The sequence below is a fragment of the Roseobacter sp. TSBP12 genome, assembly GCF_009129705.1.
GTDB classification, from domain to species: domain Bacteria; phylum Pseudomonadota; class Alphaproteobacteria; order Rhodobacterales; family Rhodobacteraceae; genus Celeribacter; species Celeribacter baekdonensis_A.
In genome coordinates this window covers 187,041-213,493 of sequence record NZ_PYIB01000026.1, presented here as the reverse complement: position 1 = coordinate 213,493, position 26,453 = coordinate 187,041, and the positions used below count along the sequence as shown (strand labels likewise).

The window sequence follows — 26,453 nt, the reverse complement described above, 5'->3', positions numbered from 1 at the left end:
GCACAAAAATTATACATTTTGTGCGACGAGACCATTTTTTAGGCAGAAAATAAAGCCATCGCAGCGACTCGTTTCCCCTCAACATTCCGGCAAGCTCTCTGTAAGCTGTCCCATAATCAAAAACGGCAATGATCGAGCAAAGCCCATGACCGAACCCAGACGGGGCAAGAGTAAACTTGTCGCGGAGCGCCGCTATCCTGCGAAAAAGCAGGCTCCAAAGGCACAGGCAAAAAAGACTGCGCCTCAAAAGGCCAAAGCGTCTAAATCCGCAAGATCGCGCAGACCGGCCCGAAAGCCCCCCTCCTCTTTGTTCATGCGCCTGTTTGGTGGGCTGTTCGGATGGGTGTTCCGTCTGATTTGGATCGTGACATCGCGGGTGGCGCTGATCGGCGCGCTCGTGCTTGGGATCGCGGTGTTTTACATCTACACAACCCTGCCGCCATTTTCTGATCTTTTGGACGGGCGCGCGCGCGGCTCAGTCACGCTTTTGGACCGCAATGGCTCGGTCTTTGCCTGGCGCGGCGAACAATTCGGCGGCCAGATCACCGCCGACACGGTGTCGCCCGATCTCAAAGAGGCCATTGTCGCCACTGAGGACCGCAGATTTTACAAGCATTTCGGCGTCTCCCCGCGCGGGATTGCCTCGGCGATCAAGATCAACCTGTCCGAAAACCGTAGCGCCTTGTCCGGCCACGGCGGCTCAACGCTGACGCAACAGACAGCCAAGCTTTTGTGCCTTGGGGTGCCTTATGATCCCAAAACGTGGAAAAATCAGACGGAATACGAAGCCGATTGCCGTCAGGGGTCTTTGACGCGCAAGATCAAAGAGGCTGTCTATGCGCTTGCGATGGAAGTGCGCTATTCCAAGGATGAAATCCTTTCTATCTACATGAACCGTGCTTATTTGGGCGCCGGTGCCAACGGGTTCGAAGCCGCTGCACAGCGCTACTTTGGCAAATCCGCAGCCGAGGTGAACATTGCAGAATCCGCCATGCTGGCGGGGCTTTTGACGGCACCGTCCCGCTATGCACCCACCAGCAATTTAGAACGGTCTCAGGATCGCGCGGGCATCGTGTTGTTGCTGATGAACCAACAGGGCTACATCACCGATGACGAACGCGCCTATGCCAAGGCCCATCCAGCCGAGCTGTCTGACACCGCCGAAAAACGCGCGGGCGGATATTTTGCCGATTGGGTGATGGGGGCGGGCCCGGACTTTTTGACCCGCGACACCACAGAAGACGTGGTGATCGACACCACGCTCGACCAACGCATCCAAACAGCGGCGGAAGACGCGCTGACTTGGGTGTTTGAAAACAAGGTGAGCGAAGGCTCCAAAGCCCAAGCCGCGATTGTCGTCATGTCCGCAGACGGAGCCGTGCGCGCCATGGTGGGCGGACGCAAGCTCAAGGTCTCGGGTGCGTTCAACCGCGCGACTCAGGCCAAACGCCAACCCGGCTCCTCGTTCAAACCCTTCGTCTATGCCACGGCGCTGGACATGGGATGGTCATACGACAGCCCGATCGTCGACGAGCCTCTCACAATTAACAGCCCCGGTTCCGGGCCTTGGTCGCCGCAGAACTATGACCGCAAATTCCACGGCACCGTGACGCTGACCGACGCGCTGCGCCACAGCTACAACATCCCGGCGGTGAAACTCGCGATGGATGCGGGATTGGAAAACGTGCGCACCGTGGCCGAAATGTTCGGCATCGAAAGCGATCTGGCGCAAGGCCCCGCTTTGGCGCTTGGCGTCTCTGAAACCACGCTTTTGGAAATGACGGGGGCTTATGCCGGCATCCTCAACGGCGGCTCTTCTGTGACGCCCTATGGCCTCAAATCCCTGCGCCTGAAAGGTGACAACACGCCGTTGATGGGACAGGATGGCGGTCTTGGCGAGCGGGTGATCACCCCCGAATCGGCACAAGAGCTGATCTACATGATGTATAACGCGGTCCAATCCGGCACTGGCACGCGCGCACAAATTCCGGGTGTCGAAGTGGCGGGCAAAACCGGCACGACACAGGCGGCGCGCGATGCATGGTTTATGGGCTTTACCGCCGATTATGTCGCGGGGGTCTGGATGGGCTATGATGACAACACGCCTTTGACCGGGGTCACAGGCGGCGGTCTTCCGGCCGAAATCTGGCAAAAGACGATGGAAAAGGTGCAAGAGGGGCTTGAACCGAAACCCCTGCCGATGATCCGCCCCGCCGCCCCGCCCAGGGTCAATCCGCAGTTTCCGGGCAACACGACGTCGTCCAACAGCCGCTCTGGCGACAAGGCCGACAATGTGTTGCTTGATCTGCTGGGGGCGATCTTTGGGGGCGGGAATAACTAAAGCGTTTCGAAATAAGCAAAGCGCGCCAAACAGGGCGCGCTTTTCAGAGTGAGTTGAGGCGCTTTAGGCCAAAGAGGCCGTCAGCTTGTCAATATTGCCACCGACCTTATCAAGCATCGCCCCAATTTCCGCGCGTTCGGATTTCAACAAAGAAATCCCCTCGATGGTCAGATCGATGAATTTGCCGGATTTATCGGCCACAATAAAGGAAATCGCAAAGGGCGGCTCGCCTTTCAAAATCGCGGTGCAGCGCACGTCATAGATCGAATTGATCTTTTGCGTGGTGTTGACCTCGATCTTGCCACCAATGAATTCACGGAAGCGCGAGCCATATTTGCGGGCGATATAGGTTTGAAACGCTTTGGTGAACGCCGCCATTTGCGCCGCAGATGCCGAGCGCGCCGGCGGGCCGACCACCGAGCGCGAGATGTTTGGCATATCGGCATAGCGCACCAAAGTGCGTTCGAAATCAACATACATCGCCGCCTCGGATTTGCCCGAGTTGATAATGGCGTTGATGTCGCTCACGACCTTGTCGATCAGCGCCTCTGCCTGACTTTCTGAAAAAGCAAACCCGGCCGTTGGAAAAGCGGCAACGGCCGCCATAGAGGTTATAAGCGCCCGGCGGGACAGCCCAAAGTTACGCGCGAAGTTACTCATAGAAATCCTCATAAATGTCGTAGGGTGTGGCCTGACCTTCGGCGCTATCGCTTGCTCCGATCGGAGTCCCAAGCGCGTAGTGGCGATTGTCGAGATAGGTCAGGCGCATCTGTGCATAGCCATCGGCGCTGTCATACACGAGGGACTCGTAAAGGTCCGAATAACGATAGCGTGTATCGGCCAGTTTCGCGACTTTCAGCCCGGTTTTATAGCTGCTTTCAGGTGTGCCAAACACATGCCCAATCGGGTCCAGCGCGATATCGACAACCAAACCCAAAGCGTCGCGTTCGGTCGACGGACCATAGACCGGGAGCACAACATAAGCCCCCTCGCCCACACCCCAGCGATGCAGGGTTTCGCCAAAATCACTGTCGCGCGGTTCAAGCCCCATACTGGTCGCCGGATCAAACAGACCCGCGATCCCTACGGTTGCGTTGACCAAAAAGCGCGCCGTATTGTGAACGGCATCGCCCAATTGCACCTGCAACACGTCGTTGACCACCGTGCCCGGAATTGACAGCGTGTCAGACACATTCGCCAAGCCTTTGCGCAACGGGTCTGGCACCACTGTGCCATAGGCCGTTGAAACCGGTTTGATCACCGCACGGTCCAACGCCACGTTGGTGTCATGCCAACTGCGGTTGGTTTCCTCATAGGGATCATTGATCCCGCCCGTGCTGTTTGGGGCGGAACACCCGGCCAAAAAGGCAACAATCAAAACGGGTGACAGACGGAATAAGTTGAATTTTATCATGGATTGATCTGGTGACAGCCCCAAATGAGAACGCTATACCCGCCACATAATCGTCTTGCGGCGAAAGCCCAATGTTAACACTGTTTGTGTTATCGAGATGTGACAAAGATTCAACAGGTGGTGGCGCCAGACCGGCGATAAAGCACTCAAAATCGGCAGATTGACGTAAATTGAGCAAATGACTCCCCTATGACGCAAGACCAAACCCGCCAAGGCCAACATGAACTCGCCTCGGTCCGCCGCCGCTCCCGGGGTCTCTTTTGGGCCACAGGGGTGTTTTCCGTCTGCGTCAACCTGTTGATGCTCACCGGCCCGTTGTTCATGCTCCAAGTCTATGACCGCGTTTTGGGCTCGGGCTCTGAGGCCACGTTGGTCGCGCTTTTCGTCATTGTCGCCTTTCTCTATCTGATGATGGGCCTGCTTGATGGCATTCGCGGCCGCGTCCTGTCGCGGATTGCCGCGCGGTTCCAATCTGATCTCGAAACCCGAGTGTTTCATGCCGCGATGTCGCGCGCCGCTCGCAAGCCGCGTGACAAAAGCCAATCGCGCGCCATGGACAATCTCGCGGCCCTGCGCCGCTTTTTCGGCTCGCCCGCGTTTTCTGCCCTCTACGATCTGCCATTCACCCCGGTGTTTCTTTTTGGCATCGGGTTGTTTCACCCCTACCTCGGCATGTTGGCCGTCGGCGGCGGCGCGGTTTTGGTCGCTCTCGCCTTACTGCATCGCGCCATTGCCAAACCGGCACAGGGCGCTGCCCTTCAGTCCGAAACAGAGGCCGCACAAATGGCCAGCCGGATGACCACCGCCGCCGAAGCCCTTCAGGCACTGGGGATGCAAGAGGCCGCCTATCGCCGCTGGATGCGGGCGCGTGGTGCCGCTCTGGCCCGCTCTGTGACCAGCGAAGATACCACCCATGGGTTTACCGCCGCCTCCCGCGCGCTACGGCTGTTTTTACAATCGGCCATGCTGGCGCTTGGCGCGTGGCTTGTGCTGCAAAAAGACGTGTCTTCGGGCGCGATGATCGCCAGTTCGATCTTGTTGGGACGCGCGTTGCAACCGATCGACATTTTGATCGGCCAATGGAATCTCGTGCAACATGCCCAACGTGCTTGGGCTGATCTCTCTGAACTGTTGGGCGCCTACCCGCCCCTGCCCGAGCGCACAGAATTGCCCCGCCCCATGGCCGCGTTGACGGTGCAAAACCTCACCATCGTACCGCCGGGCCAAACCCAAGCCTCGCTGCGGAGCATCAGTTTTGGCCTTTTGCCCGGCGAAGCCCTTGGCGTGATTGGGCCTTCGGGGGCAGGCAAATCGACCCTTGCGCGCGCGTTGACGGGGGTCTGGCCCCCCAACACCGGATCGCTGCGTCTGGATGGCGCGAAACTGTCGCATTATGCGCCTGAGGTTCTCGGCTCCTACATCGGCTACTTGCCGCAACAGGTGCAATTGTTCGACGGCACCATCGCGGAAAACATCGCCAAACTCGCCCTCAGCCCGGATGCGGAGGCCGTGGTGCTCGCCGCCCAAAAAGCCGACGCGCATAATTTGATCCTATCGCTGCCTGAGGGTTATGACACGCAAGTCGCCTCTGCTGGCGGGCTGTTGTCGGGTGGCCAGTTGCAACGCATCGGCTTGGCACGGGCCTTTTACGGCAATCCGGTGATCGTGATCCTGGATGAACCCAACTCGAACCTCGACAATGATGGCTCTTTGGCGCTCAACGCAGCAATCCGCCGCCACAAGGCCGAAGGCGGAGCCGTGTTGATCATGGCCCACCGCCCCTCGGCCATTCAGGAATGTGAAAAGCTTTTGGTGCTCGATGGCGGGTTGCGCCGCGCCTTTGGACCGCGTGACGCGGTGCTCACCGAAATGGTCAAAAACTCCAAAGACATCCTGCGCAAAAACGCTGGCCAAGGGGGCATTCAATGACACCGCCCGATCAAAAATGGTCTGCCCGCCGCGCGGTCTGGATCGGTCTGTTTTTTGTTGCCCTGCTGATCGGCGGCTTTGGCGGGTGGACGTTTCTGGCGCGGATTGATGGGGCGGTGGTCGCCGCCGGTCAGGTTCAGGTCGAACAAAACCGTCAAGCTGTGGCGCACCGCGATGGCGGCGAAGTGGCCGCCGTGCATGTTACAGAAGGCACGCAAGTAGCGGCGGGCGATCTATTGCTCGAACTGTCCTCCGATGAATATGTCAACGAAATCGCCGTGCTCGAAACCCAACTTTTTGAATTGTTGACCCGCAACGCCCGCCTCGAAGCGGAGCGCGACGGGGCCACTGAGATCGCCCTCTCTAAGGCGCTCATCGCCCGTATGGAAACCGACCCACAGGTCGCGCGCGCCGTGGAAGGTCAACGGGATTTGTTCGCCGCGCGCCAACTCACGGCGCGGGCCGAGGTCAGTCAGCTTGACAAAAAGCGCAGCCTGATCGAGGTCCAAATCCGCGGCTTGGAGGCGCAAAAATCGGCCCTCTCCGAAGAGGCCGCGTTGCTGCAAGAGGACCTGACCGCACAGGCCGATTTGCTCACCCGCGGTCTGACCCAACAAAGCCGGGTGATCGCCCTGCGCCGCGACACGGTGCAATTGGCCGCCGACATCGGCGAACTGGAAACCGCACAGGCGCAAGCGCAGGTCCAAATCACCGAAATTGACCTGCAAATTCTCAAGGCGGGTTCCGATCGGCGGGAGGCCGCCATCACCGAGTTGCGCGACATTCAGGCCTCTGTTGGGCGGTTGCGCGAACAGGTGCGCGGCCTGACGTCCAAGCTTGACCGGCTTGACCTGCGCGCGCCCGTCTCTGGTGTGGTCTATGGGCTCAAAGTCTTTGGTCCCGGCGCCGTGGTGTCGCCCGCGACCCCCGTGCTTTATATCGTGCCGCAAGACCGCCCACTCATCATCACCGCCAAAATCAGCCCGATGCATGTGGATCGGGTCTATCCCGGCCAACCCGTGCGCCTGCGGTTTTCAACCTTTGATCGCCGTACCACGCCCGAACTACTGGGCACGGTCACACGCGTGTCACCCGATGCCTTTATCGACGAGGCGACCCGCGCCAGCTACTACAGCGTCGACATCAATATCACGGAGGAGGAGCGCGCCCGACTGCCGAAAGGCTCGGTCCTTATTCCCGGCATGCCGGTGGAAGCCTATATGTCCACTGGCGAACGGTCGCCTTTGGCCTATCTGACCAAACCACTGGCCGATTATTTCATCCGTGCGTTCCGCGAAGATTGAGCGTACCAAGACCAAAATTCGACCTCCCCAAGTCGACCCAAACATGTCGCCTCTAAAATGCGACACTGACACAAAGGAAGCCTTCTATGTCCATCGACCTCATGGCCAAACTTGCCGACCTCGACCTGACTCTGCCCGATGCCCCTGCACCTGCTGCCAACTACGTGCCCTATGTGCAAAGCGGTGCACAGTTGTTTATCTCCGGCCAGATTTCCAATGGGCCGGACGGGTTGATCCTTGGAAAATTGGGCGCGGACATGACCACGGCGGAGGGCGCGGCCGCGGCTCAGACCTGTGCTTTGGCGCTTTTGGCCCAAGCCAATGCCGCCGTCGGCGGGGATTTTTCCAAAATCAAACGGCTGGTGAAACTCGTGGGCTTCGTCAATTCGACACCTGAGTTCACCGAGCAACCTAAAGTCGTCAACGGTGCCTCCGATCTTATGGTCGCTGTCTTGGGCGAGGCGGGTCGCCATGCCCGCTCCGCCGTCTCCGCCGCCAGTCTGCCTTTGGGCGTCGCGGTTGAGATCGAGGCCATTTTCGAGCTGAATTGATGCCAGACCTGCCAGCCGCCTTTTTGGGCGCTCCGATCGCTCACCGCGCCCTGCATGATGGCAACATCACCCGCGCCGAAAACAATTTTGCCGCGATTGACGCCGCCATCGCGGGCGGGTTTGCCATAGAGATTGACCTGCAACTGTCCGCCGACGGGGTGGCCATGGTGTTTCACGACTATGCCTTGAGCCGGTTGACGCTGGACGCGGGGGCTTTTGCGCTACGCAAGGCGGATGACCTGGCGAATGTGCGGTTCAAGACCGGGGAAATTGGCATTCCGCCTCTGGCCCGCGTTTTGGAACATGTCGCCGGGCGGGTGCCGCTTTTGATTGAGGTAAAGGATCAGGACGGGGCGATGGGGCCGAACGTTGGCGCGCTTGAACGCGCCGCCACCGCCGCCCTATCCACCTATGACGGCCCGGTCGCCTTGATGTCCTTTAACCCGCATTCCGTGGCCGCATTGGCCGAAGTCTGCCCGCATCTGCCGCGCGGCCTGACCACCTGTGACTGGACCAATGGTGAAGCCGGTATGATCCCATCGGCGTTGCGTCCAGCCCTGCGCGGAATTGTTGATTTTGACCGGGTGGGGGCGTCTTTCATATCGCATCAATGGTCCGACCTGACCGCACCGCGCGTACGTGAACTGAAAACAGCGGGCGCGCATATCCTGTGCTGGACGATCAAATCGCCCGAAGAAGAGGCGCAAGCCCGGCAGATCGCAGATAATATCACCTTTGAAGGCTATGTTCCGACTTGACGCATCGCGGCTAAGCCCCAGTTCTATAGCGATGTTGGAGAGCCGGGCGTGACAGATCAGATCGAGATCAACGTGAGCACGACGATCACTGAGATCGCACGTGAAGATTGGGATGCCTGTGCCAATCCATCGGACGAGCGACCCGATGATCCTTTTGTCACCCATCGGTTTCTTTTGGCCCTGGAACGCTCCGGCTCTGTTGGTCCGGGCACGGGGTGGTTTCCGCGTTATCTGATTGCCAAAGCGGCAGGTGACGTGATCGCCGTGGCACCGATCTATGCCAAGACTCACAGTCAGGGCGAATATGTGTTTGATCACGCCTGGGCGCAGGCCTATGAGCGCGCCGGTGGCGACTATTATCCCAAACTGCAAATCGCGGTGCCCTTTACCCCGGTCACTGGCCGGCGGCTTTTGACCCGTCCGGGGTTTGAGGAGATCGGCCAAGCGGCGCTGGTCCAAGGCGCTGTCGAAGTCGCGGCGCAAAACCAACTCTCGTCAGTGCACATCACCTTTTGTACCGAAGGCGAGGTTGAAGCGGGCAAAGCCATGGGCCTGATGCATCGCACCGGGCAACAGTTTCATTGGGACAATGCCGGATATACCGATTTTGACGCCTTCTTGGACGCGCTGTCCTCGCGCAAGCGCAAAAACATCCGCAAGGAACGGGCGCAGGCGCAGGGCTTTGGCGGCGAGATTGTGCAACTGACCGGCGACCAGATTGAGCCACACCATTGGGACGCGTTTTGGACCTTTTATCAGGACACGGGCGCGCGCAAATGGGGCTCACCCTATCTGACCCGCGCCTTTTTTGACCATATACACACCACCATGCGTGACGATGTTTTGATGGTTTTGGCTCTGGCTCAGGGGCGGCCCATCGCAGGCGCGCTGAATTTCATTGGCAAAGATCGCCTCTATGGTCGCTACTGGGGCTGCACAGAACATCACCCCTGCCTGCATTTCGAGATTTGCTATTATCAGGCCATCGACTACGCCATCGCCCATGGCCTGTCGCGGGTCGAGGCGGGGGCGCAGGGCGAACATAAGCTGGCGCGCGGGTATCTCCCCAACACCACCCATTCGCTGCATTGGATAGCTGATCCGGGCTTTGCCCGCGCGGTTGACGATTACCTTGTAGCCGAACGAGCCGCGGTAGACGAGGAAACCGAATTTCTCACCTCATACGGTCCATTTAAACGCACAGACAGAGAGGACGATCATGACTGAACTGCTCTCAGACGCATCCCGCACCGAGGCCCTTGCGCCGCTTTTGGCCACAGGATGGGCCGAGACCGAAGGCGGCACTGCGATTTCAAAACGCTTCACCTTCGTCAATTTCATCGAAGCGTTCGGTTTTATGACCCGCGTCGCGTTGATTGCGGAAAAAATGGATCACCACCCGGAATGGACCAATGTCTATCGCTCGGTCGAGGTGATCCTGTCCACCCATGACGCAGGTGGATTGACCGAGAAAGACATCAAACTCGCAAGAAAAATGGACAAGGTGGCCGCAGATGATTGAACAGATTTTGAACTATCCAATTTATAATGGACAGACGGTCGGGGACTATCTGTCGCTTGAGTTTCTGCTTGGGGTTGGCGGGTCCATCCTTGGTGCGTTGTTTCTTTTGGCCATTGGTATGCTCATTGCCGGATGGGTCGCGCGGCGCATTCGCGGTATCGGGTCCAAGTATCAGAAACTCGACAACACTCTGTTCAATTTCCTCGGAAATATCGCCCGCTACGTCATTCTGGCCTTTACCGCGCTGATCGTTCTCAACACCTTTGGCGTCCAAACCACCTCCATCGTCGCCGTCATCGGTGCCGCGGGTCTGGCCATTGGTTTGGCGTTGCAGGGCACCCTGTCGAATGTTGCCGCCGGTGTGATGATCATCCTGTTTCGCCCGTTTAAAATCGGCGATTTTGTTGATGTTGCGGGCAAAATGGGCACTGTCAAAGACATCTCGCTGAACTTTACTGAACTGGCCGATCTGTCCAACGTTCAGGTCATCGTCCCCAACTCTCAGGTCTGGGGCAACATCATCACCAACTTTTCCACCAACCAAACCCGGCGCGCCGAATGGACGTTTGGGGTGGGTTACGGCGCCAATCTCAAAACCGCCGAAGAGGTCATTCGCAAAGTGATCATGTCCGATCCGCGCTCAATGCCCGAGCCTGAGCCGTTTATTCAGGTCAACAATCTGGGCGATTTCTCGGTCGATTTTCTGGTCCGTGTGTGGGTGAAATCCAGTGATTTCTTTCAATATCAGGCCGACATGAAACGTCAGGTGAAAGAAGCGCTGGATGAGGCGGGCGTGGACATTCCTTTCCCGACGCGCACTTTGGTCAACGCCGCCGAATAAATAAAACGCCCGGGGAAATGCATCCCCGGGCGTCTTTTGTTAGATCGCTTCCAAAAGCGATTCACCGGCCGAAATCGTGCAATTCCCCGGGCTTTCCTCGACTTGCAGCACTTTCACCACACCGTCTTCTGCATACAGCGCAAAGCGTTTCGAACGTCCGAACAGGCCCGCAGGCGGAGCGGTGAAATCAAGACCCAATGCCTTGATAAACGTACCCTCTGCATCCCCCAACATTGACAACCCGGCCTCATCCGCGCCGGTGTCCTTGGCCCATGCGCCCATCACAAACGGGTCGTTCACGGACACACAGATCACCTCATCCACACCCTTGGCCGCGAAGGCGTCTTTGGTGCGGATGAAACTTGGGACATGAGCGGTGGTGCACACACCCGTATAAGCGCCCGGCAGGCCGAAAAGCACCACGTTGCGGCCTTTGAATTTGGCGGCCAGATCGACGGAGGCCGGTCCTTCTGCCCCCAACTCAAGCACGGTTCCGTCTGGAAGCGTGTCTCCAACAGAAATTGTCATTCTTGATCCTCTTCGCGTTGTCATTTGATCTCTTCACGATATAGGGTCAGGGCGTTTTCAGACCAGTCGAAAGCGCAAAAGGAGCACGCATGAGCCATTTTATCGTCGTCGGCGCCGGACAGGCCGGGCAAAGCATCGTCACCACCCTACGCGGTCAGGGATTTGACGGTAAAATTACGTTGATCGGCGACGAACCCGTGCCCCCCTATCAGCGTCCGCCGCTGTCAAAGGCCTACCTCTTGGGCGATATGGATTTGGATCGTTTGTATCTGCGCCCGCTGAGTTACTATGCCGATGAGACCATTGATTTGCGCATGGGTGCGTCCGTCACCGCCCTCGATCCGGCGGCGAAAACCATCACTGTCGATGGCGAACACCTCTCCTATGACAAGCTCGCACTGGCCACCGGCTCCGCACCGCGGGTTTTGCCCGCCTCCATCGGCGGGACATTGCAAGGCGTCTACACCATGCGCACGCTGGCCGATGCCGATGCGATTGAACCCGAGTTCAAAGAGGGCGCGTCGGTGTTGATCGTGGGCGGTGGGTACATCGGGCTTGAGGCCGCAGCCGTCGCGGCGAAAAAGGGGCTGAAGGTCACACTCGTGGAAATGTCCGACCGGATTTTGCAACGCGTTGCCTCGAAAGAGACCTCCGATTATTTCCGCGCTCTACATCAAAGCCATGGCGTTGACCTACGCGAAGGTGTGGGCCTCGAAACCCTTGTCGGTGACACCCGCGTGAACGCCGCGAAATTGACCGATGGCACCACGCTGGACGTGGATTTTGTCATTGTCGGCGTCGGCATCACCCCCAATACGCAACTGGCGGAGCTGGCTGGGCTGGTGCTGGACAACGGCATCATGACGGACCGCCATAGCTGCACCTCCAACCCGGATATTTTCGCCGCGGGCGATTGCGCCTCCTTTCCACATATGGGCCATCAGATGCGGCTTGAAAGCGTGGGCAACGCGATTGATCAAGGCGCTGTTGTGGCCAAAAACATGTTGGGCCAAGCGGTGGACTACACGCCGAAACCGTGGTTCTGGTCGGATCAATTTGATGTCAAACTGCAAATCGCCGGGCTGTCCACCGGCCATGATCAGGTGGTGATCCGCGAAACAGAAACCACGCGCTCGCATTGGTACTACAAAGAGGGTGCGTTGATTGCGATTGATGCGATGAACGATCCGCGCGGCTATATGGTGGCCAAGCGGCTGATCGAGGCGGGCAAATCTGCCGATCCGGCTTTGGTGGCTGATCCTGCAACTGACCTCAAAGCGCTGATGCGCAGCTGATGCGGATCATCGCAGGAGAGTTTCGTGGGCTGACATTGGCCGCCGTTGGCAAAGGCGATGTGGGTGCGCATTTGCGACCCACAACGGACCGGGTGCGCGAAAGTCTTTTTAACGTGCTGATGGGCGGAAAATACGATGATCCCATTGTGGAAGCGCGGGTGCTTGATCTGTTTGCGGGCACCGGGGCTTTGGGACTTGAGGCGCTGTCACGCGGGGCGGACCATGTGACTTTTGTCGATGACGGACGCAAAGCGCAGAGCCTTGTGATGCAAAACATCACCCTGTGCAAAGCCACAGATCGCACCACGCTGATGCGGGTGGACGCCACACGTTTGCCCGCCAATCCAGATGCGCCCTATGATCTGATCTTTCTCGATCCGCCCTATGGCAAGGCTCTGGGCGAAAAGGCCATGGCCGCCGCGATCACCGGAGGCTGGCTCACGCCACGCGCCTTGATTGTGTGGGAAGACAGTGCGGACATCATCATCCCAGAGGCGCTGACCCTTTTGGATCAGCGCAAATATGGCGAGACCAAAATCAACATCCTGGAGCCAAAATGATCCCGAACCTTGTAATTTTCGACTGTGACGGTGTGATCGTTGACAGCGAGCCGCCGCTTTTGGACTTTTTGCGCGATGAGTTCGCCCGCTATGGGCTCGACATCACCTTGCATGAGTTGGAAACCAAATATGTTGGCGGTACGATGAAAACCGTGGCCGAACGCGCCCGCGCCGCAGGGGCCACGCTGCCCCCGCATTGGGAAACCGAGGTCTATCCCCGAATTTATGACATGTTGTCCACTGGCGTGCCACTCATCCCCGGCATCGAAGCCGCCTTTGACGCGCTTGATCAGGCGGCCATCCCCTATTGCGTCGGCTCCAACGGTCCGATGGAAAAGATGGACGTCACTTTGGGCGCGCATCCGGCGGTGTTTGCCCGCCTCAAGGGGCGCATTCATTCGGCTCACACTCATGGTGTCGCCAAACCCGAGCCAGGCCTGTTTTTGATCGCCGCAGAGACTATGGGTGTTGCGCCGGAGGCCTGTGTGGTTGTGGACGATAGCCCGTCGGGCTGCATTGCCGCACGTCGGGCAGGAATGCGGTGTTTCGGCTTTGATCCGCACCGCGATGGCGCGCGGTTGGTCTCTGAGGGGGCCGAACACCTTTCAGATATGCACGATCTGCCACGCCGCCTCGGCTTGTGACCCATGCAAACATGAAAGGGCCACCCCAAAAGGCAGCCCAGTTTATTCTAATCCCGAAGGGTCAGATCATTTCTCAATGACGTGATAGGAGGCCCCAAAAGTGTCAATCCATGGGTGTTGGGTCGAAGCTGCGGCCATATCGGCGCGCGCATCTTCTACCAGTTTTGCCCCATCGTAGCCTTTGCCATCCATTTCGGTGATCCACTCGGCAATCACCTCATCCCCCAAGACTTTGATCTTGTCGGTCTCATCCTTGCTCATCACCTCGATCGAATTGCCTGACGCGACCATGACGTTGACGCCATCTTCATCGCCCTGATCATAGGCAGCACCCGCCCATTCTGAGGCCATCAGACCCGAATTGTTGTCGATCACGGCCTTCAGATCATCGGGCAGGCTGTCGTATTTCGCCTTGTTCATCGCCCAGATGAAATAAAGATTGTAAAATGACTGATGCCCGTCGACGTCGGTGTGACTGTCGGTCAACTCATCAAGCTTGAGCGAAGGCGCCATTTCATAGGTGATCACACCGCCGTCCAAAACGCCTTTGGCCAAGGCTTCGGGAAAAGCCGGAACCGGCATACCTACGGGTGTTGCGCCCAGTTTTTCCAGCAAAAGCGTTGAGGTCCGTGTCGGCGCGCGCAGTTTGAGGCCTTTGAAATCCTCAACCGTTGCAACCGACCCGCCCTTTTTGTGAATCAAGCCTTCGCCATGCATATGTGCCGCGAGGACATGCACGTCTTTGAAATCATCCATCAGGTGCTGTTGCGTGAAATTCCACGCCGCAATCGACGCCAATTCACCGGATTTCTCGGTCATGAACGGCAATTCCAACGCCTCGGCTTCCGGGAAACGCCCAGGTTGATAGCCCGGAATCACCCAGCCGCCATCAATCGCGCCATCGCGGATCAGGTCATATTGGTCCGGTGCTTTACCGCCCAATTGCATCAACGGATAGATCTCGATCTTGATGCGGCCTTCGGATTCTGTTTCGATTTTCTTGGCCCAAGGTTCCATGAAATACATCGGTGACCCGGAGTTTGGTGACACGAAATGCTGAAAGCGGAGCGTCACCTCCTGCGCAAGGGCAGATGTGGTGCTTACGGCTGTCACAAGAGCCGCGGCGGCGGCGGTTTTAAACAGGTGTTTCACGGGCAGTCCTCCTTATGGGCTGTCTCATGCGGACCTTTCGCGGTCCGCGCCCAGTTGACGTAGGGTCTTGCTAGTACTGCTGCAAGTCATTCGCAACAGGAGGATGCGAAGATTTCTCTGACTCTTTGGTCAGGCGATTGAAGTCAAACACTATTCTTGAAAAACAGCTCTTTGCCGCCTTAGCCGCCAAAGCTCGGATAAAACAAACCCGCCGGGGAAAGCGTGAAAATCTCACATCCGGTTGCCGTCACCCCGATGGAGTGTTCGAACTGCGCAGAGAGTTTCTTATCCTTGGTGATGGCTGTCCAATCATCCGCAAGGACCTTGGTTTCCGGACGACCGAGATTGATCATCGGCTCAATGGTAAAGAACATGCCCTCTTCGAGCACCGGGGCGCTGTCGCCCGGACGACGCACAGGGACATAGTGCAGCACATTTGGCGGCGCATGAAACACCCGTCCCAAGCCATGCCCGCAAAAATCGCGCACCACCGACATGCGGTTCTTATGGGCGTGCTCCTGAATGGCACCTGCAATGTCGTCAAACGTGTTGCCCGGCTTCACTTGTTCGATCCCAAACATCAGACAGTCATGGGTGACCTGCACCAAACGCTCGGCAAATTTCTTGGGCTGACCGGCGAAATACATCCGGCTTGAATCGCCAAACCAACCGTCTTTGATCACCGTCACATCAATATTGACGATGTCCCCATCGACCAGCTTGTCGTCCTTATGGCCGGGAATTTTCGCCCCCGGAATCCCGTGACACACCACATAGTTCACCGAAATACAGGAGGCGTGTTTATAGCCTTTATAGTCGATGGTCGCGGACACGGTGCCAAGCTCGACCACCCGGCGGGTGATAAACGCGTCGATCTCCTCGGTGGTTGCACCGGGCACGACAAGTGGGCCGACCTCATCAAGGATTTGCGCGGCAATTTTGCCCGCCGCGTGCATGCCAGCAAAATCGGCATCCTCATAAATCCGAATTCCGTCTTTGGTGATGCGGCCGCGATGCGTCTCGTCCAAGGGTCTACTCCATCTCTTTGCCGCACTGATATAAGGGGTTCAGCCGCGAAGGGCCAGTGCTTCGAACGGAGTTCTTATGCAAAGCGGCCCGCGTCAAAACGCACCTGTTCGGGCGTGATGGTGACCGAATGGACGCGAATATCGACGCCCGCTGCGCGCGCCTCTGCCTCGGCTTTGGCATAGGTCGGGTCGATATCGCCTGCGGGAGCGAAGCGATTGCAATCATCGCGCGACACCAGATAAAGCATCACCGCCCGGTCGCCCTCGGCCACACGAGCCGCCAATTCACCAAGATGCTTGGCCCCGCGCGCAGTTTTCGCATCCGGAAACTCGGCCAAGCCGGTATCGCGCGATAAGGTGACGGATTTAACCTCGATCCAAATCCTATTCTGATTTTGTACAACCATGAAATCAGCGCGCGAATTGACACCGTATTTGACCTCCGCGTGGACCTCACCGATCAAATCCGGGATCAACCCCGCGCGCAAAGTCTCGCCTACGACCTTATTGGCAACGCCCGTGTCGACCACCACCATCGCTCCCGCAAGCTCGACAATCCGCAGGCCGTATTTGAGCTTTTTCTTCGGGTCGTCATTGGGTTCGACCCAAACCCGTGTACCCGGATCAGACAGGCCCATCATCGAGCCTGGATTGGGGCAATGCGCCGTCACCTCGCGCCCGTCGGGCAGACGAATATCCGCCAGGAAGCGTTTATACCGACGTAAAAGTGTCGCGGGGATCAGTTCGGTTTGAAAGCGCATGAACACAGGACTATACCCTTAGCAACAGCCGCTCAAGGAGGTCCTGATGCCCAACCCAACCGCCGCGATTCTGATCATCGGGGATGAAATCCTGTCGGGGCGCACCCGCGACGCCAATATGTACCTGCTTGCGGGCGAATTGACCCGCATCGGCATTGATTTGAAGGAAGTGCGGGTGATTTCCGATGATCGCAATGCGATTGTAACCACGGTGCGGGCGCTCTCAGACGCTTACGATCATGTCTTTACCTCAGGCGGCATCGGCCCGACCCATGATGACATCACCGCCGATTGTGTCGCCGAGGCCTTTGGTCGTTCGATCGGTGTGCGCGACGATGCCCGTGCGCTTTTGGGCGCGCATTACGAGGCGCGTGGGGTTGAGTTCAACGAAGCGCGGATGCGGATGGCGCGGATTCCAGAGGGCGCGACTTTGATCGAAAATCCGGTCTCCATTGCGCCGGGATTCAGTCTTGAGAACACCCATGTCATGGCCGGAGTGCCCAACGTGTTTGCCGCCATGGTCGCCTCGATCCTGCCGACGCTCACGGGTGGCAAGCCGTTGCTGTCGCAAACCTATCGTATCAATCGCGCGGAAAGCACCGTGGCCGAACCTTTGGGGATATTGGCGCAAAAATACCCTGATCTGTCGATGGGCTCTTATCCGTTTACCAATAATGGCGCGTTTGGCACCAATATCGTCATTCGTGGCCAAGACGGGGCAAAGGTTGATGCCGCTATTCTGGAACTTGCGGCCCTGTTTCCTGCGCATGAAAATGGCTGAGCCTGCCTGTCCCGACGACTATATCACGGCGTTCGAGGCAACATGGCCCGCGCTCAGGTGCGACCCCGTCGGCCCGTTCATCTATCGCGACGGCGCGGGGGGTGGCAGCCGCACTTCGGCGGCCACGCTTGCGGGGTATGTTTCCACGGACGCGCTGGATCAGATCGAAGCCCGCTTTGCCGCGGATGCCCGCCCCGCGTTGTTTCAAATCCGCACGGGGGAGGCGGCGTTTGACACGCTGCTCGCAGAGCGCGGCTACACGATGTTTGATCCTACCCTCTGCCTCGCCGCTCCGATTGAAACCTTTGCGCCCTCTGATCCCAAATGCAGCTATGTGTCCTGGCCGCCGGTCTCGATTCAGCGCGAAATTTGGGCCGAGGGCGGCATTGGTCCGGCGCGGCTTGCGGTCATGGATCGGGCCTGCGCGCCAAAAACCTCCCTGCTGGGCCGCATCAAAGATCGCCCTGCCGGGGTAGGATTTGTTGCGCTGTCTGGGTCCATCGCCGTACTTCACGCGCTTGAAATCACACCAACCGAGCGCCGCAAAGGCATGGCCCGCATCTTGGTGAGACTGGCCGCCGATTGGGCCCGAACCCAAGGCGCCGCCACGCTTGCGCTTCAGGTCACGCGCGCCAACACCGCCGCCCTTGCGCTTTATTCTTCGCTTGGACTGCGTGAAATCGGCCAGTACCACTATAGAACCAAACCGATGACCGAGGCCTGATGATCTTACCTTTCCCACGCATGCTTTTGCTGTCTTTGAGCGTCGTACTTTCTGTCGAGGCCAATGGCGCGTGCGCACTTGATCTCGACTTGCCGGGGGCTTCGGTTGAAACCGCCTCACGCGACGATTCCCTGTCGGCCCAGCCGTTTCCGTCCAGCGCCTATCAAGGTGACGCCACACAGATGGTCATGGCCGAAGGCGCAGTGATACACCATGCCTACCGTCTGCCCGGCACAAGTCTGACGGCGTTTCAATTGATCCAACCTCTGCGCAAGCAATTGGAAGCCGCCGGATTTCACATCGCTTTTGCCTGTGCCGATAGCCTGTGTGGTGGCTTTGATTTTCGCTACCTGCTGGATCTTTTGCCGGAACCGGCCATGCATGTGGATCTGGGAAATTTCCAATATCTCCTGGCCCAACACCCAGACGGGCGCACCATCGCCATTGTCACAAGCCGCGCGACCAGCGCCGGGTTTGTGCATATCAGCACGGTGACGCCAAGCGATACGCCAGACGTCGAGTTGATTGCCCCCTCGCCCGGCCCCGAGACCCCCGCAGGCACTCTGCCGCCCAACCGCAATGTGATTGCCACGCTTGAGGCGCGGGGTCGGGTGGTTTTGGATGATCTGTCGTTTGAAACCGGAGCGACCGAGCTTGGGGCGGGGCCATTTGCCTCTCTCACACAGATCGCAGCCTATTTGACCACCCATCCTTTGACGAAAATCGTTTTGGTCGGCCACACTGACACCGTTGGCGGGCTGGCCAACAATACCGCCCTTTCGCGCAAGCGCGCGGAGGCGGTGCGGGCGCGGCTGATATCGGCCCATGGCGTGTCTCCGGATCAGGTCAGCGCCGAAGGCATCGGCTATCTCGCGCCACGGGTATCAAACGCGACCGCCGAGGGCCGCGAGACAAACAGAAGGGTCGAAGCGGTGATCGCCTCGACCCAGTAATGGCTTTCGCCTTCTCTCCACGAGAATTCGTTTGGGTGTCACATCACCACTTGTCAGGTCCTTTGTCGGCAAAGGAATGCACAAGGAAATCAATGAATGCGCGTACTTTCGGCTGGGTAAAGCGGCCCGGCGGATAGACGGCATAGATGCCTTGGGTCTCTGACGGAAGGTCCGGGATCGCCTCTTCGATCAGGCCCGCTTCCATTGCATCCGCGTAAAGGAAGGACGGCAGATAGGCGATGCCAAGGCCCGAAATACAAGCGTTGAGCAGCGACTGACCATCATTCACCGTCAACCAGCCAGCGGTGCGGATTTGCCGCTTTTCACCAGAGGGCGCGGTCAGTTTCCATACCGCCCCGTTGGATTGGTTGGAATAATGCAAAAGCTTGTGATCATTCAGATCGTCGATCTTTTCGGGCCGACCGTATTTTTCAAAATAGGCCGGGGCGCCGACCATGCGTTTGGTGGTCTCGGTCAATTTACGGGCGCGCAGGGTGCTGTCTTCCAACTCGCCAATGCGCACGGCCATGTCAAAGCCTTCGGAAATCAATTCCACATAGCGATTGTTCAGCACCATATTGACGGTGATGTCAGGGAATTCGGACAAAAACTCGCCCAACACAGGCGAGAGATGATTGACGCCAAAATCGGTTGCCACCGAGATGCGCAACAGCCCGGAAGGCGCGCTTTGCATGGAGGTGACCAGCGCGTCCGCCTCGCCCGCATCGTTCAAAACCCGGCGGGCGCGGTCATAATAGGCCAATCCGATCTCTGTCGGACTGACCCGGCGGGTTGTGCGGTTGAGCAACCGTGCGCCCAAACGCGCCTCAAGGGCAGATACATGTTTGGAAACGGCGGATTTGGAAATCCCCATCTTCTTTGCTGCATCCGTGAAACCGCCCTGGTCCACAACGGTGGCAAAGGCTTCCATTTCCGTCAGTCGATCCATGTCTGTCTTACCTACAATCTTGACCCTACAAGCCACATCAATGACGGTCAATTCGGGCAAGAATGGGGAAGATGGGAGACAATAGCGTGGTGTTTCAAGGATCGTTCTGCGTCAGGAAACGCAGAAACAATCCCAAAACGGCATTTTTGCCCCACCGAAAGCGCGCCTCCGGCGGGAGTGTTTGGGCAAGGAAGACACCGCGTCAGAGCGTGGCGGCAAGCCTTGCGCCCTGATCAATCGCGCGTTTGGCATCAAGCTCCGCAGCCACATCTGCGCCGCCGATGACATGACAGGCCACGCCTTGTGCCGCCAGCGCATCGGCCAAGCTGCGCTCGGACAGTTGCCCGGCACACAAAACAATGGTGTCCGCCTCGATCAATTGCCGCTCATCGGCCTTGGTGACCCAAAGCCCCTCGGAGGTGATTTCGTCATAAGACACGCCGCCGATCATCTTCACACCCTTCATCGCCAGAGTGGCGCGGTGAATCCAGCCGGTGGTTTTACCCAGCCGCTTGCCGGGTTTCTCGGCCTTGCGTTGCAACAAAGTGACCTGGCGCAGCGGCGCTTCGGGCTTTGGTCCCTCGGATGAAAGACCGCCGCGATCAAGGGTGGGATCGGTAATGCCCCATTCTTCTTTCCACTCTTTGAGGTTCAAGGTAGGGCTATCGCCTGTGGTCAGGAATTCAGCCACATCAAAGCCAATGCCCCCAGCGCCAATCACGGCCACACGCGGGCCGACCGCGACTCTGCCCCGCAGCACGTCGATATAAGAGACCACCGAATTATGTTCCTTTTGACAGGGGATCTCGGGATCACGCGGGCGCACGCCGGTGGCGATGATGACCTCGTCAAAACCCGCGAGCGTCTCAACCGTGGCTTCCGTGTTCAGACGCGTGGTGATGGTGGAGCGGGCGACCATGGTTGTGAACCACTCGACCAGCCCGTGAAATTCCTCTTTGCCCGGCACCTGACGTGCCATGTTGAGTTGACCGCCCAGCGCATCGGCTTTGTCAAACAGCGTGACCGCATGACCGCGCTCGGAGGCGACCATGGCCGCCATCAGACCAGCAGGCCCAGCGCCCACGACGGCCACGGTTTTGGGCCTCTCGGCGGGGAGATAGGTCAGTTCGGTCTCATGACAGGCGCGCGGGTTGACCAAACAAGAGGTGAGCTTTCCAGCGAAAGTATGATCCAAACAGGCTTGATTACAGGCGATACAGGGCGCGATCTCATCCGCTTTGCCCATTGCCGCTTTATTGACAAACTCAGCATCGGCGAGGAAAGGCCGGGCCATCGACACCATATCGGCGCAGCCTCGGCCAAAACATCCTCGGCCACTTGTGGATGGTTGATGCGGTTGGAGGTGATCACCGGGATCGACACCTCACCCATCATCCGTTTTGTCACCGAGGCAAAGGCCGCGCGCGGCACAGAGGTTGCAATCGTCGGCACACGCGCCTCGTGCCAGCCGATGCCGGTGTTGAGGATCGTCGCCCCCGCCGCCTCGACCGCTTTCGCCAACAGGACGACCTCATCCCAAGTCGAACCGTTCGGCACCAGATCAATCATCGAGATGCGATAGATCACGATGAACTCCGGCCCAACAGCGGCGCGCACACGTTTCACCACCTCGATGGCAAAGCGCATCCGGTTTTCATAGGAGCCGCCCCACGCGTCTTCGCGTTTGTTGGTATGGGTGACCAAAAATTGATTGATCAGGTAGCCTTCGGACCCCATCACCTCGACACCATCATAGCCGGCCTCTTTGGCGCGCAGGGCAGCGGTGGCATAATCCGCGATTTGTTTTTCGATGCCCGCCGCGTCCAATTCGGTCGGTTTGAACGGCGAAATCGGGGATTTGATCGCGGAGGGGGCGACGCAGTTTGGCCCGTAGGCATAGCGCCCGGCGTTCAAAATCTGCATCGCGATCTTGCCGCCCTCAGCATGAACGCGGTCGGCGACGCGACGGTGATTGGCAATATCTTGATCGGAGAACAGCCCAGCAGCCCCAGGGAACACCCCGCCTTCGGCATTCGGCGCCATGCCGCCGGTGACAATGATCCCGGCACCGCCCTTGGCGCGCGCCGCGTAAAATTCGGACACAGCCGCCCAATCGCCGCGCTCTTCCAACCCGGTGTGCATCGACCCCATCAGGGTCCGATTGCGCAGGCTGGTAAAGCCGAGGTCAAGCGGTTCAAGCAGATGCGGATACAGTTCATGCGTCATATGAGGGCCTCCCTTGCCCGCGCCAAAATGCGCTGAGCCGTGAGAGATGTCACTCGAAACGCGGCGTCAGGGCCACAAATGCGCGGCCTCAGTTTGCACCGACCTCAAGACAATGCCGCCGAAATGCCCGTTTGAGCATGTCCAATTCCTGACGCAGCAAGTCCATTTCGGCACGGATATCATCGGCCAGGCCATCGCCCGCGATCAGGGCAAAAGAGCCAAGCACCTGTCCGCTGTCCCGATCTGTGAAGACAAAGGTCTGCACCCCGTCACTGATCACTTCGGAGGGCACAGCAAAGCGGAAAAACCAAACCCCGGCACGGTCCGGGTCCTCGGACAGGGTGTGCCCCGGCAATGGTTGATCGAGATAGCTCACCTCAATCTCCGGCAGCCGTTCAATCGCATCGGGCACACGCAATTCGCCCTCCCAAATCCCCGCCTGAAGCCGCGTTTTGACCAATGTCACCTTGTCCATCTTGCTCTCCGTCAAAGTTCCGCGCGCGGACGGCGCGACAGAGTCAGGTCCCGCAGGACGATTTGGTTCATTTCGGGGCCTTCAAAGATCAAGTCGATCCAGAGTTTTTCAACCCGTTTTTCGTTCAGCTTGGTGTAAGCCAGATCAAAATCGACAAAGCCTTCGTCGGAATGCAACGGCAATTCGCGCACCAATTGTTCGAGGTTCGGACCGTGTTTCACATTCAGCCGGGCGAAAATTTCAATTGGCTTTTCAAGGTCCACCGCGAAATCCAGCCGCAACACGTGGCGCAAGCTCAACCCATGACAGACCTCATCCGGGATATTGACCGACAAGGACAAAAAAGAGCCGTCAAAGCGAAACACATCGAGGCGCAGACCAAAGGGAGCCAGGTCTGCTTCTGAACTGTTACGGACCTGGCGGTAGGTCAGTTCAGAGATTTGGCAATCGTGAAACAAGGTCGCCTCGGACCCGATGGATGTTTTCGAAGGCACCGCAGAGGCCCCTTGTGGCGCAATTGGACCGCGCCATAATTCGGGTCGATACGACCATTCGGTGTAAAGCGGCAATTGCATCGCATTCGATCCGATCAGCGGCAATGCCAAACGGCCTTCTGCAATGAAAAGGAATTGGTCCAACTCCCATCGCAGACTACGGGCCTGAGCACGCAACCACCGCAGTGTCGCAAGATCAAGCCCTTCGGCTGTGCGGACACGGCGCGCCCAACGCGCTATCGACGCTTTGTTGAGACGTTTTTCAAACAGTTTCCTGACCCGACCGCTCATACTCTTAAGAAACCTTTCTGTGCACCTGCCTTAGCCCATGACGTTCTTTGACGTGCCTTTGACTTTGGCCAATTATGACCGACACAGGTTTCATCTCAACAAACGCCCAATAAATCCAGTGTTTGGTTCCATTTTGGCAATAATTTCCGCCCATTACGTCGGGTTTTTACGCGCCAAAACCCCCGCGAACTGTTTCAAGGCGGTTTTTAATCCGCCAGACGACATTGGAGCCTGAGAGAACGGCGTTGCCGTCGCGGTCATCAACCGCCCCCCTGAGACAAAGAAGGCCCGCCAATATTCATCATCAAGCCCATTGATCATAGGCGCAGAGCTATCACGGGCATGGACAAAGACGGTGCCGCCTTCGATCGCACTGCCCAAAAGTGTGACCGTTGCCATGTTCCCAGACCGCGACAGGGCGGTGCGGCCAGCGTCGGAGGCAAAAAAGGCCTGAACGCCCGCTGCATCAAAGGCCGCCACGTCTGTCAACGGGCCAGAAACAGACAGAGTTAAAACCGCCGTGCTGGCTGTGCGCCCAAGATTGGAGCCGCCGCTCAGACCGGTGCAACTGCTCAAAAGCACGAAACTTCCGCCTTGCTCGTCTTTCACCGAGCCGGGGTCGATGCAAAATCCTGTTGGTCCGGCCACGGTCAGACCGCTACTGGACAGGCGGATCTCTTTCGGCGCGGCCTGTGTGGGTGTCACGGGTGTCGGCACCGCCATCTGACAGGCCGACAGGGCCAAAACCAGACTGAGGATAAAGCCGCTCCAAAGCCCCTGTTTGTATCGGCTCATATGATGCCTTACCTTTACCAAAATCCCGAAAATCCAATTGACTGTCGCGTCGCAACCGCACTTGGCATACAAGGGATGTCGCCCTGCCTGCAAGCCATCCTTACACGGCTTGGCGGCACTACGCCGAGCGGCTTTCGGACCACCACAGGCCGTGCTATCGGTTTGGTCAAGCAACGCGCCGAACTCAGAAAGAACACCATGATCCCGCCCCGCCCTCATCCCTATGATGCGATCCTGCGGTCTGCGGCGCGCCGCCCCGAGCTTTGGCGCATCGCGGTTCAGATCTTGGCCGCTTTGGCGCTTGGAGCCTTGGTCACACCTGTGCTCTACGGGCTGATCGGGCGGATGGCGCCCGCGTTGATGCCCGTTCATTTTGGTCCGAGCGGGATCGTCATTGGGGCGACGCCCGGCGGGATGTTTGTGTTGCTGGCGGGCTATGCGGTGCTTTTGGTCGGCAGTGTTGTTTTGGCCCGCCGCTTGCACAACCGGAGCCTGCGCGAGATCACCGGACCGGCGAACGTGATGCGCAGGCAATTTTTCGCAACCCTCAAATGGGTCGCGCTCCTGAGCTTTGTCGCCATGCTCCTGCCGTGGGACAGCACCGATTCCGCGCTGTCAGAAAACCTCAATCTTGGGATGTGGCTGTTTTGGATGCCCTTCGCGCTTTTGGGCCTGATGATCCAAATCACTGCCGAAGAGGTGTTTTTTCGCGGCTATCTGCAAAGCCAACTGATCGCCTCGACCAAATCCTACACGCTGGGGGTATTGGCCGCCTCCGTTTTGTTCGGACTGGGCCATCTCAGCGGCGCGGTCGAAGGAACGGCGGCGATATTCCCGGTTGTCTGGGCGATGTTGTTTGGGCTTTTGGCGGGCGATCTGACCGCGCGTTCGGGCACAATTGGTCCGGCTTGCGCATTACACCTGATGAACAATGCCACCGCCATGGTGATCGCCCCGCAGCAAGACATCATGTCTGGCTTTGGTCGCATGGTCCAAACGCTTGATCTCACCGACGCCTATAGCGACCCAAAAGTGATTGCCTTTCAAACGCTGCTTTTGTTGGCAACATGGCTGACCGCAAGGCTTGCGATCAGGCGTTGATTGCAATTCTTCTCCCATGGCCTTATCTGAGGGCCAGTAATGTTACGTCCAAAGGCTCCCCGTATGAACTGGATTTCCAACTACGTCCGTCCAAAGATCAATTCGCTGTTTTCCAAACACGATACCCCGGACAACCTTTGGACCAAATGTCCAGAATGCAACACCATGCTGTTCCATCGCGAATTGGCAGACAATCTCAATGTCTGCACCAATTGCGATCACCACATGCATATCACGCCGCGCGCGCGCTTTTCGGCGCTGTTTGATGGCGGGGTGTTTTCTGAGATCAAGGTTCCCGAACCGATTGAAGATCCTTTGAAATTCCGCGACCAAAAACGCTATCCCGAGCGGATGAAAGCGGCACAGCGCTCCACCGGCGAAAAAGAAGCCATGTTGGTGGCTGAGGGCGAGATGGGGCGCACACCGATCGTGGCCGCCGCACAGGATTTTTCGTTCATGGCGGGTTCCATGGGCATGTATGTCGGCAATGCTTTCATCGCCGGCGTTGAACGCGCCATCGCACTCAAACGCCCGTTCGTGATGTTTTCCGCCGCCGGCGCGCCCGGATGCAAGAGGGGATTCTCTCCCTCATGCAAATGCCGCGCACCACCGTGGCGGTCGAGATGCTCAAAGAGGCTGGCCTGCCCTATATCGTTGTGCTCACCCATCCGACCACCGGCGGCGTCACCGCCTCCTACGCCATGCTGGGCGACGTGCAAATCGCCGAACCCAATGCATTGATTTGTTTCGCGGGTCCGCGTGTGATCGAACAGACGATTCGTGAAAAACTGCCCGAAGGCTTTCAGCGCGCCGAATACCTGTTGGATCACGGCATGTTGGACCGGGTGACCCACCGGAGTCAGATGAAATCCGAATTGGTCACGATCCTGCGCATGTTGGGACAAATGACCCCGGCCGTTGCGGGTGATCTTCCGGCACCCACACCCGAGGTCAAACCTCTTGAGGCCGCAAAAGCCCCCGAGGGTGCAAAGCCCAAAACGACCCCTGCCAAGGACGCGCAAAAGTGACATCCTCC

Annotated in this window: 25 protein-coding genes and 2 pseudogenes; 16 read left to right on the top strand and 11 right to left on the bottom strand. The window is 58.2% G+C overall.

Features of this window, described 5'->3' with window-relative positions; all coding sequences use genetic code 11:
* Positions 1 to 145: 145 nt before the first annotated feature.
* Positions 146 to 2,341 carry a transglycosylase domain-containing protein gene (locus tag C8029_RS07925; protein ID WP_152002662.1) on the top strand — a complete coding sequence of 732 codons (2,196 nt, stop codon included), beginning with the start codon at positions 146 to 148 and terminating at the stop codon, positions 2,339 to 2,341.
* Between the two features lie 63 nt (positions 2,342 to 2,404).
* Here C8029_RS07925 and C8029_RS07920 read toward each other — a convergent pair whose 3' ends face one another.
* Together C8029_RS07920 and C8029_RS07915 are read right to left on the bottom strand one after the other, a co-directional pair.
* Complete coding sequence (locus C8029_RS07920; protein WP_009569979.1) at positions 2,405 to 3,001, bottom strand: MlaC/ttg2D family ABC transporter substrate-binding protein; 597 nt, start codon at positions 2,999 to 3,001, stop codon at positions 2,405 to 2,407.
* Positions 2,994 to 3,755: an MlaA family lipoprotein gene (locus C8029_RS07915; RefSeq protein ID WP_009569980.1), complete on the bottom strand. Its 762-nt coding sequence runs from the start codon at positions 3,753 to 3,755 to the stop codon at positions 2,994 to 2,996. The genes C8029_RS07920 and C8029_RS07915 overlap by 8 nt, the downstream gene beginning before the upstream one ends.
* Positions 3,756 to 3,944: 189 nt before the next feature.
* On the opposite strand from C8029_RS07915, the gene C8029_RS07910 reads away from it, so the two are divergent.
* The 7 genes from C8029_RS07910 (at position 3,945) to C8029_RS07880 (ending at position 10,660) form a co-directional block, all read left to right on the top strand.
* Positions 3,945 to 5,684 carry a type I secretion system permease/ATPase gene (locus C8029_RS07910; RefSeq protein WP_152002661.1) on the top strand — a complete coding sequence of 580 codons (1,740 nt, stop codon included), beginning with the start codon at positions 3,945 to 3,947 and terminating at the stop codon, positions 5,682 to 5,684.
* Positions 5,681 to 6,988, top strand: coding sequence for an HlyD family type I secretion periplasmic adaptor subunit (locus C8029_RS07905; RefSeq protein ID WP_009569982.1), 1,308 nt, complete (start codon positions 5,681 to 5,683; stop codon positions 6,986 to 6,988). Before C8029_RS07910 ends, C8029_RS07905 begins: the two co-directional genes overlap by 4 nt.
* 86 nt (positions 6,989 to 7,074) lie before the next feature.
* Complete coding sequence (locus C8029_RS07900; RefSeq protein WP_009569983.1) at positions 7,075 to 7,539, top strand: RidA family protein; 465 nt, start codon at positions 7,075 to 7,077, stop codon at positions 7,537 to 7,539.
* Positions 7,539 to 8,297 carry a glycerophosphodiester phosphodiesterase family protein gene (locus C8029_RS07895; RefSeq protein WP_009569984.1) on the top strand — a complete coding sequence of 253 codons (759 nt, stop codon included), beginning with the start codon at positions 7,539 to 7,541 and terminating at the stop codon, positions 8,295 to 8,297. The genes C8029_RS07900 and C8029_RS07895 overlap by 1 nt, the downstream gene beginning before the upstream one ends.
* A gap of 48 nt (positions 8,298 to 8,345) precedes the next feature.
* Positions 8,346 to 9,524: a GNAT family N-acetyltransferase gene (locus C8029_RS07890; RefSeq protein WP_009569985.1), complete on the top strand. Its 1,179-nt coding sequence runs from the start codon at positions 8,346 to 8,348 to the stop codon at positions 9,522 to 9,524.
* On the top strand, positions 9,517 to 9,819 hold the full coding sequence (locus C8029_RS07885; RefSeq protein ID WP_009569986.1) for a 4a-hydroxytetrahydrobiopterin dehydratase: 303 nt from the start codon (positions 9,517 to 9,519) through the stop codon (positions 9,817 to 9,819). Before C8029_RS07890 ends, C8029_RS07885 begins: the two co-directional genes overlap by 8 nt.
* Positions 9,812 to 10,660 carry a mechanosensitive ion channel family protein gene (locus tag C8029_RS07880; protein ID WP_009569987.1) on the top strand — a complete coding sequence of 283 codons (849 nt, stop codon included), beginning with the start codon at positions 9,812 to 9,814 and terminating at the stop codon, positions 10,658 to 10,660. Before C8029_RS07885 ends, C8029_RS07880 begins: the two co-directional genes overlap by 8 nt.
* 39 nt (positions 10,661 to 10,699) lie before the next feature.
* Here the strand turns inward: C8029_RS07880 and C8029_RS07875 are convergent, their stop codons facing one another.
* On the bottom strand, positions 10,700 to 11,188 hold the full coding sequence (locus tag C8029_RS07875) for a peroxiredoxin (protein WP_009569988.1): 489 nt from the start codon (positions 11,186 to 11,188) through the stop codon (positions 10,700 to 10,702).
* Between the two features lie 89 nt (positions 11,189 to 11,277).
* Between C8029_RS07875 and C8029_RS07870 the strand changes: the two genes are divergently transcribed.
* The 3 genes from C8029_RS07870 to C8029_RS07860 are packed head-to-tail and all read left to right on the top strand — an operon-like array spanning position 11,278 to position 13,687.
* Positions 11,278 to 12,483 (top strand): NAD(P)/FAD-dependent oxidoreductase, encoded by a 1,206-nt coding sequence (locus tag C8029_RS07870; protein WP_009569989.1) that lies wholly within the window; start codon positions 11,278 to 11,280, stop codon positions 12,481 to 12,483.
* On the top strand, positions 12,483 to 13,043 hold the full coding sequence (gene rsmD, locus C8029_RS07865) for a 16S rRNA (guanine(966)-N(2))-methyltransferase RsmD (RefSeq protein ID WP_009569990.1): 561 nt from the start codon (positions 12,483 to 12,485) through the stop codon (positions 13,041 to 13,043). Before C8029_RS07870 ends, rsmD begins: the two co-directional genes overlap by 1 nt.
* Positions 13,040 to 13,687 (top strand): HAD family hydrolase, encoded by a 648-nt coding sequence (locus tag C8029_RS07860; protein WP_009569991.1) that lies wholly within the window; start codon positions 13,040 to 13,042, stop codon positions 13,685 to 13,687. The genes rsmD and C8029_RS07860 overlap by 4 nt, the downstream gene beginning before the upstream one ends.
* A 66-nt stretch (positions 13,688 to 13,753) precedes the next feature.
* Here the strand turns inward: C8029_RS07860 and C8029_RS07855 are convergent, their stop codons facing one another.
* The 3 genes from C8029_RS07855 to sfsA all read right to left on the bottom strand — a co-directional run bounded on the left by C8029_RS07855 (position 13,754) and on the right by sfsA (position 16,628).
* On the bottom strand, positions 13,754 to 14,839 hold the full coding sequence (locus C8029_RS07855) for a TRAP transporter substrate-binding protein (RefSeq protein ID WP_009569992.1): 1,086 nt from the start codon (positions 14,837 to 14,839) through the stop codon (positions 13,754 to 13,756).
* A gap of 179 nt (positions 14,840 to 15,018) precedes the next feature.
* Complete coding sequence (map, locus tag C8029_RS07850; RefSeq protein WP_009569993.1) at positions 15,019 to 15,867, bottom strand: type I methionyl aminopeptidase; 849 nt, start codon at positions 15,865 to 15,867, stop codon at positions 15,019 to 15,021.
* Between the two features lie 74 nt (positions 15,868 to 15,941).
* Positions 15,942 to 16,628 (bottom strand): DNA/RNA nuclease SfsA, encoded by a 687-nt coding sequence (sfsA, locus tag C8029_RS07845; RefSeq protein WP_152002660.1) that lies wholly within the window; start codon positions 16,626 to 16,628, stop codon positions 15,942 to 15,944.
* Positions 16,629 to 16,674: 46 nt separating this feature from the next.
* Here sfsA and C8029_RS07840 point away from each other — a divergent pair, with 46 nt between their 5' ends.
* Genes C8029_RS07840 through C8029_RS07830 form a run of 3 tightly spaced genes read left to right on the top strand, consistent with a single transcriptional unit; the run spans position 16,675 to position 19,086 of the window.
* Entirely contained in the window at positions 16,675 to 17,409 is a 735-nt protein-coding gene (locus C8029_RS07840; RefSeq protein ID WP_152002659.1) for a competence/damage-inducible protein A, read from the top strand.
* Entirely contained in the window at positions 17,402 to 18,133 is a 732-nt protein-coding gene (locus C8029_RS07835) for a GNAT family N-acetyltransferase (RefSeq protein ID WP_152002658.1), read from the top strand. The genes C8029_RS07840 and C8029_RS07835 overlap by 8 nt, the downstream gene beginning before the upstream one ends.
* Positions 18,133 to 19,086 carry an OmpA family protein gene (locus C8029_RS07830; protein WP_152002657.1) on the top strand — a complete coding sequence of 318 codons (954 nt, stop codon included), beginning with the start codon at positions 18,133 to 18,135 and terminating at the stop codon, positions 19,084 to 19,086. Before C8029_RS07835 ends, C8029_RS07830 begins: the two co-directional genes overlap by 1 nt.
* A gap of 43 nt (positions 19,087 to 19,129) precedes the next feature.
* Here the strand turns inward: C8029_RS07830 and C8029_RS07825 are convergent, their stop codons facing one another.
* The 5 genes and pseudogenes from C8029_RS07825 to C8029_RS07805 all read right to left on the bottom strand — a co-directional run bounded on the left by C8029_RS07825 (position 19,130) and on the right by C8029_RS07805 (position 24,316).
* On the bottom strand, positions 19,130 to 20,035 hold the full coding sequence (locus C8029_RS07825; RefSeq protein ID WP_009569998.1) for a LysR family transcriptional regulator: 906 nt from the start codon (positions 20,033 to 20,035) through the stop codon (positions 19,130 to 19,132).
* Positions 20,036 to 20,237: 202 nt separating this feature from the next.
* A pseudogene (locus C8029_RS07820) lies at positions 20,238 to 22,261 on the bottom strand (oxidoreductase).
* A gap of 88 nt (positions 22,262 to 22,349) precedes the next feature.
* The gene (locus C8029_RS07815) at positions 22,350 to 22,736 is read right to left on the bottom strand and encodes a hypothetical protein (protein WP_009570000.1); all 387 of its coding nucleotides are present in this window, start codon (positions 22,734 to 22,736) and stop codon (positions 22,350 to 22,352) included.
* An 11-nt stretch (positions 22,737 to 22,747) separates the two neighbouring features.
* Entirely contained in the window at positions 22,748 to 23,521 is a 774-nt protein-coding gene (locus C8029_RS07810) for a DUF6478 family protein (protein WP_009570001.1), read from the bottom strand.
* 153 nt (positions 23,522 to 23,674) lie between these two features.
* The gene (locus tag C8029_RS07805) at positions 23,675 to 24,316 is read right to left on the bottom strand and encodes a hypothetical protein (protein WP_009570002.1); all 642 of its coding nucleotides are present in this window, start codon (positions 24,314 to 24,316) and stop codon (positions 23,675 to 23,677) included.
* Between the two features lie 75 nt (positions 24,317 to 24,391).
* Between C8029_RS07805 and C8029_RS07800 the strand changes: the two genes are divergently transcribed.
* A complete protein-coding gene (locus C8029_RS07800; RefSeq protein ID WP_193217615.1) occupies positions 24,392 to 25,417 on the top strand; it encodes a CPBP family intramembrane glutamic endopeptidase in 1,026 nt (341 codons plus the stop codon).
* Positions 25,418 to 25,480: 63 nt separating this feature from the next.
* Positions 25,481 to 26,445, top strand: a pseudogene (gene accD / locus C8029_RS07795) (acetyl-CoA carboxylase, carboxyltransferase subunit beta).
* The last annotated feature ends 8 nt before the right edge of the window (positions 26,446 to 26,453 follow it).

Excerpts from the sequence above, each read along its gene's own strand:
- C8029_RS07925 (WP_152002662.1), top strand. The coding sequence starts at position 146 with ATGACCGAACCCAGACGGGGCAAGAGTAAACTTGTCGCGGAGCGCCGC.
- C8029_RS07920 (WP_009569979.1), bottom strand. The coding sequence starts at position 3,001 with ATGAGTAACTTCGCGCGTAACTTTGGGCTGTCCCGCCGGGCGCTTATA.
- C8029_RS07915 (WP_009569980.1), bottom strand. The coding sequence starts at position 3,755 with ATGATAAAATTCAACTTATTCCGTCTGTCACCCGTTTTGATTGTTGCC.
- C8029_RS07910 (WP_152002661.1), top strand. The coding sequence starts at position 3,945 with ATGACGCAAGACCAAACCCGCCAAGGCCAACATGAACTCGCCTCGGTC.
- C8029_RS07905 (WP_009569982.1), top strand. The coding sequence starts at position 5,681 with ATGACACCGCCCGATCAAAAATGGTCTGCCCGCCGCGCGGTCTGGATC.
- C8029_RS07900 (WP_009569983.1), top strand. The coding sequence starts at position 7,075 with ATGTCCATCGACCTCATGGCCAAACTTGCCGACCTCGACCTGACTCTG.
- C8029_RS07895 (WP_009569984.1), top strand. The coding sequence starts at position 7,539 with ATGCCAGACCTGCCAGCCGCCTTTTTGGGCGCTCCGATCGCTCACCGC.
- C8029_RS07885 (WP_009569986.1), top strand. The coding sequence starts at position 9,517 with ATGACTGAACTGCTCTCAGACGCATCCCGCACCGAGGCCCTTGCGCCG.
- C8029_RS07880 (WP_009569987.1), top strand. The coding sequence starts at position 9,812 with ATGATTGAACAGATTTTGAACTATCCAATTTATAATGGACAGACGGTC.
- C8029_RS07875 (WP_009569988.1), bottom strand. The coding sequence starts at position 11,188 with ATGACAATTTCTGTTGGAGACACGCTTCCAGACGGAACCGTGCTTGAG.
- C8029_RS07870 (WP_009569989.1), top strand. The coding sequence starts at position 11,278 with ATGAGCCATTTTATCGTCGTCGGCGCCGGACAGGCCGGGCAAAGCATC.
- rsmD (WP_009569990.1), top strand. The coding sequence starts at position 12,483 with ATGCGGATCATCGCAGGAGAGTTTCGTGGGCTGACATTGGCCGCCGTT.
- C8029_RS07860 (WP_009569991.1), top strand. The coding sequence starts at position 13,040 with ATGATCCCGAACCTTGTAATTTTCGACTGTGACGGTGTGATCGTTGAC.
- sfsA (WP_152002660.1), bottom strand. The coding sequence starts at position 16,628 with ATGCGCTTTCAAACCGAACTGATCCCCGCGACACTTTTACGTCGGTAT.
- C8029_RS07840 (WP_152002659.1), top strand. The coding sequence starts at position 16,675 with ATGCCCAACCCAACCGCCGCGATTCTGATCATCGGGGATGAAATCCTG.
- C8029_RS07835 (WP_152002658.1), top strand. The coding sequence starts at position 17,402 with ATGGCTGAGCCTGCCTGTCCCGACGACTATATCACGGCGTTCGAGGCA.
- C8029_RS07830 (WP_152002657.1), top strand. The coding sequence starts at position 18,133 with ATGATCTTACCTTTCCCACGCATGCTTTTGCTGTCTTTGAGCGTCGTA.
- C8029_RS07825 (WP_009569998.1), bottom strand. The coding sequence starts at position 20,035 with ATGGATCGACTGACGGAAATGGAAGCCTTTGCCACCGTTGTGGACCAG.
- C8029_RS07815 (WP_009570000.1), bottom strand. The coding sequence starts at position 22,736 with ATGGACAAGGTGACATTGGTCAAAACGCGGCTTCAGGCGGGGATTTGG.
- C8029_RS07810 (WP_009570001.1), bottom strand. The coding sequence starts at position 23,521 with ATGAGCGGTCGGGTCAGGAAACTGTTTGAAAAACGTCTCAACAAAGCG.
- C8029_RS07805 (WP_009570002.1), bottom strand. The coding sequence starts at position 24,316 with ATGAGCCGATACAAACAGGGGCTTTGGAGCGGCTTTATCCTCAGTCTG.
- C8029_RS07800 (WP_193217615.1), top strand. The coding sequence starts at position 24,392 with ATGTCGCCCTGCCTGCAAGCCATCCTTACACGGCTTGGCGGCACTACG.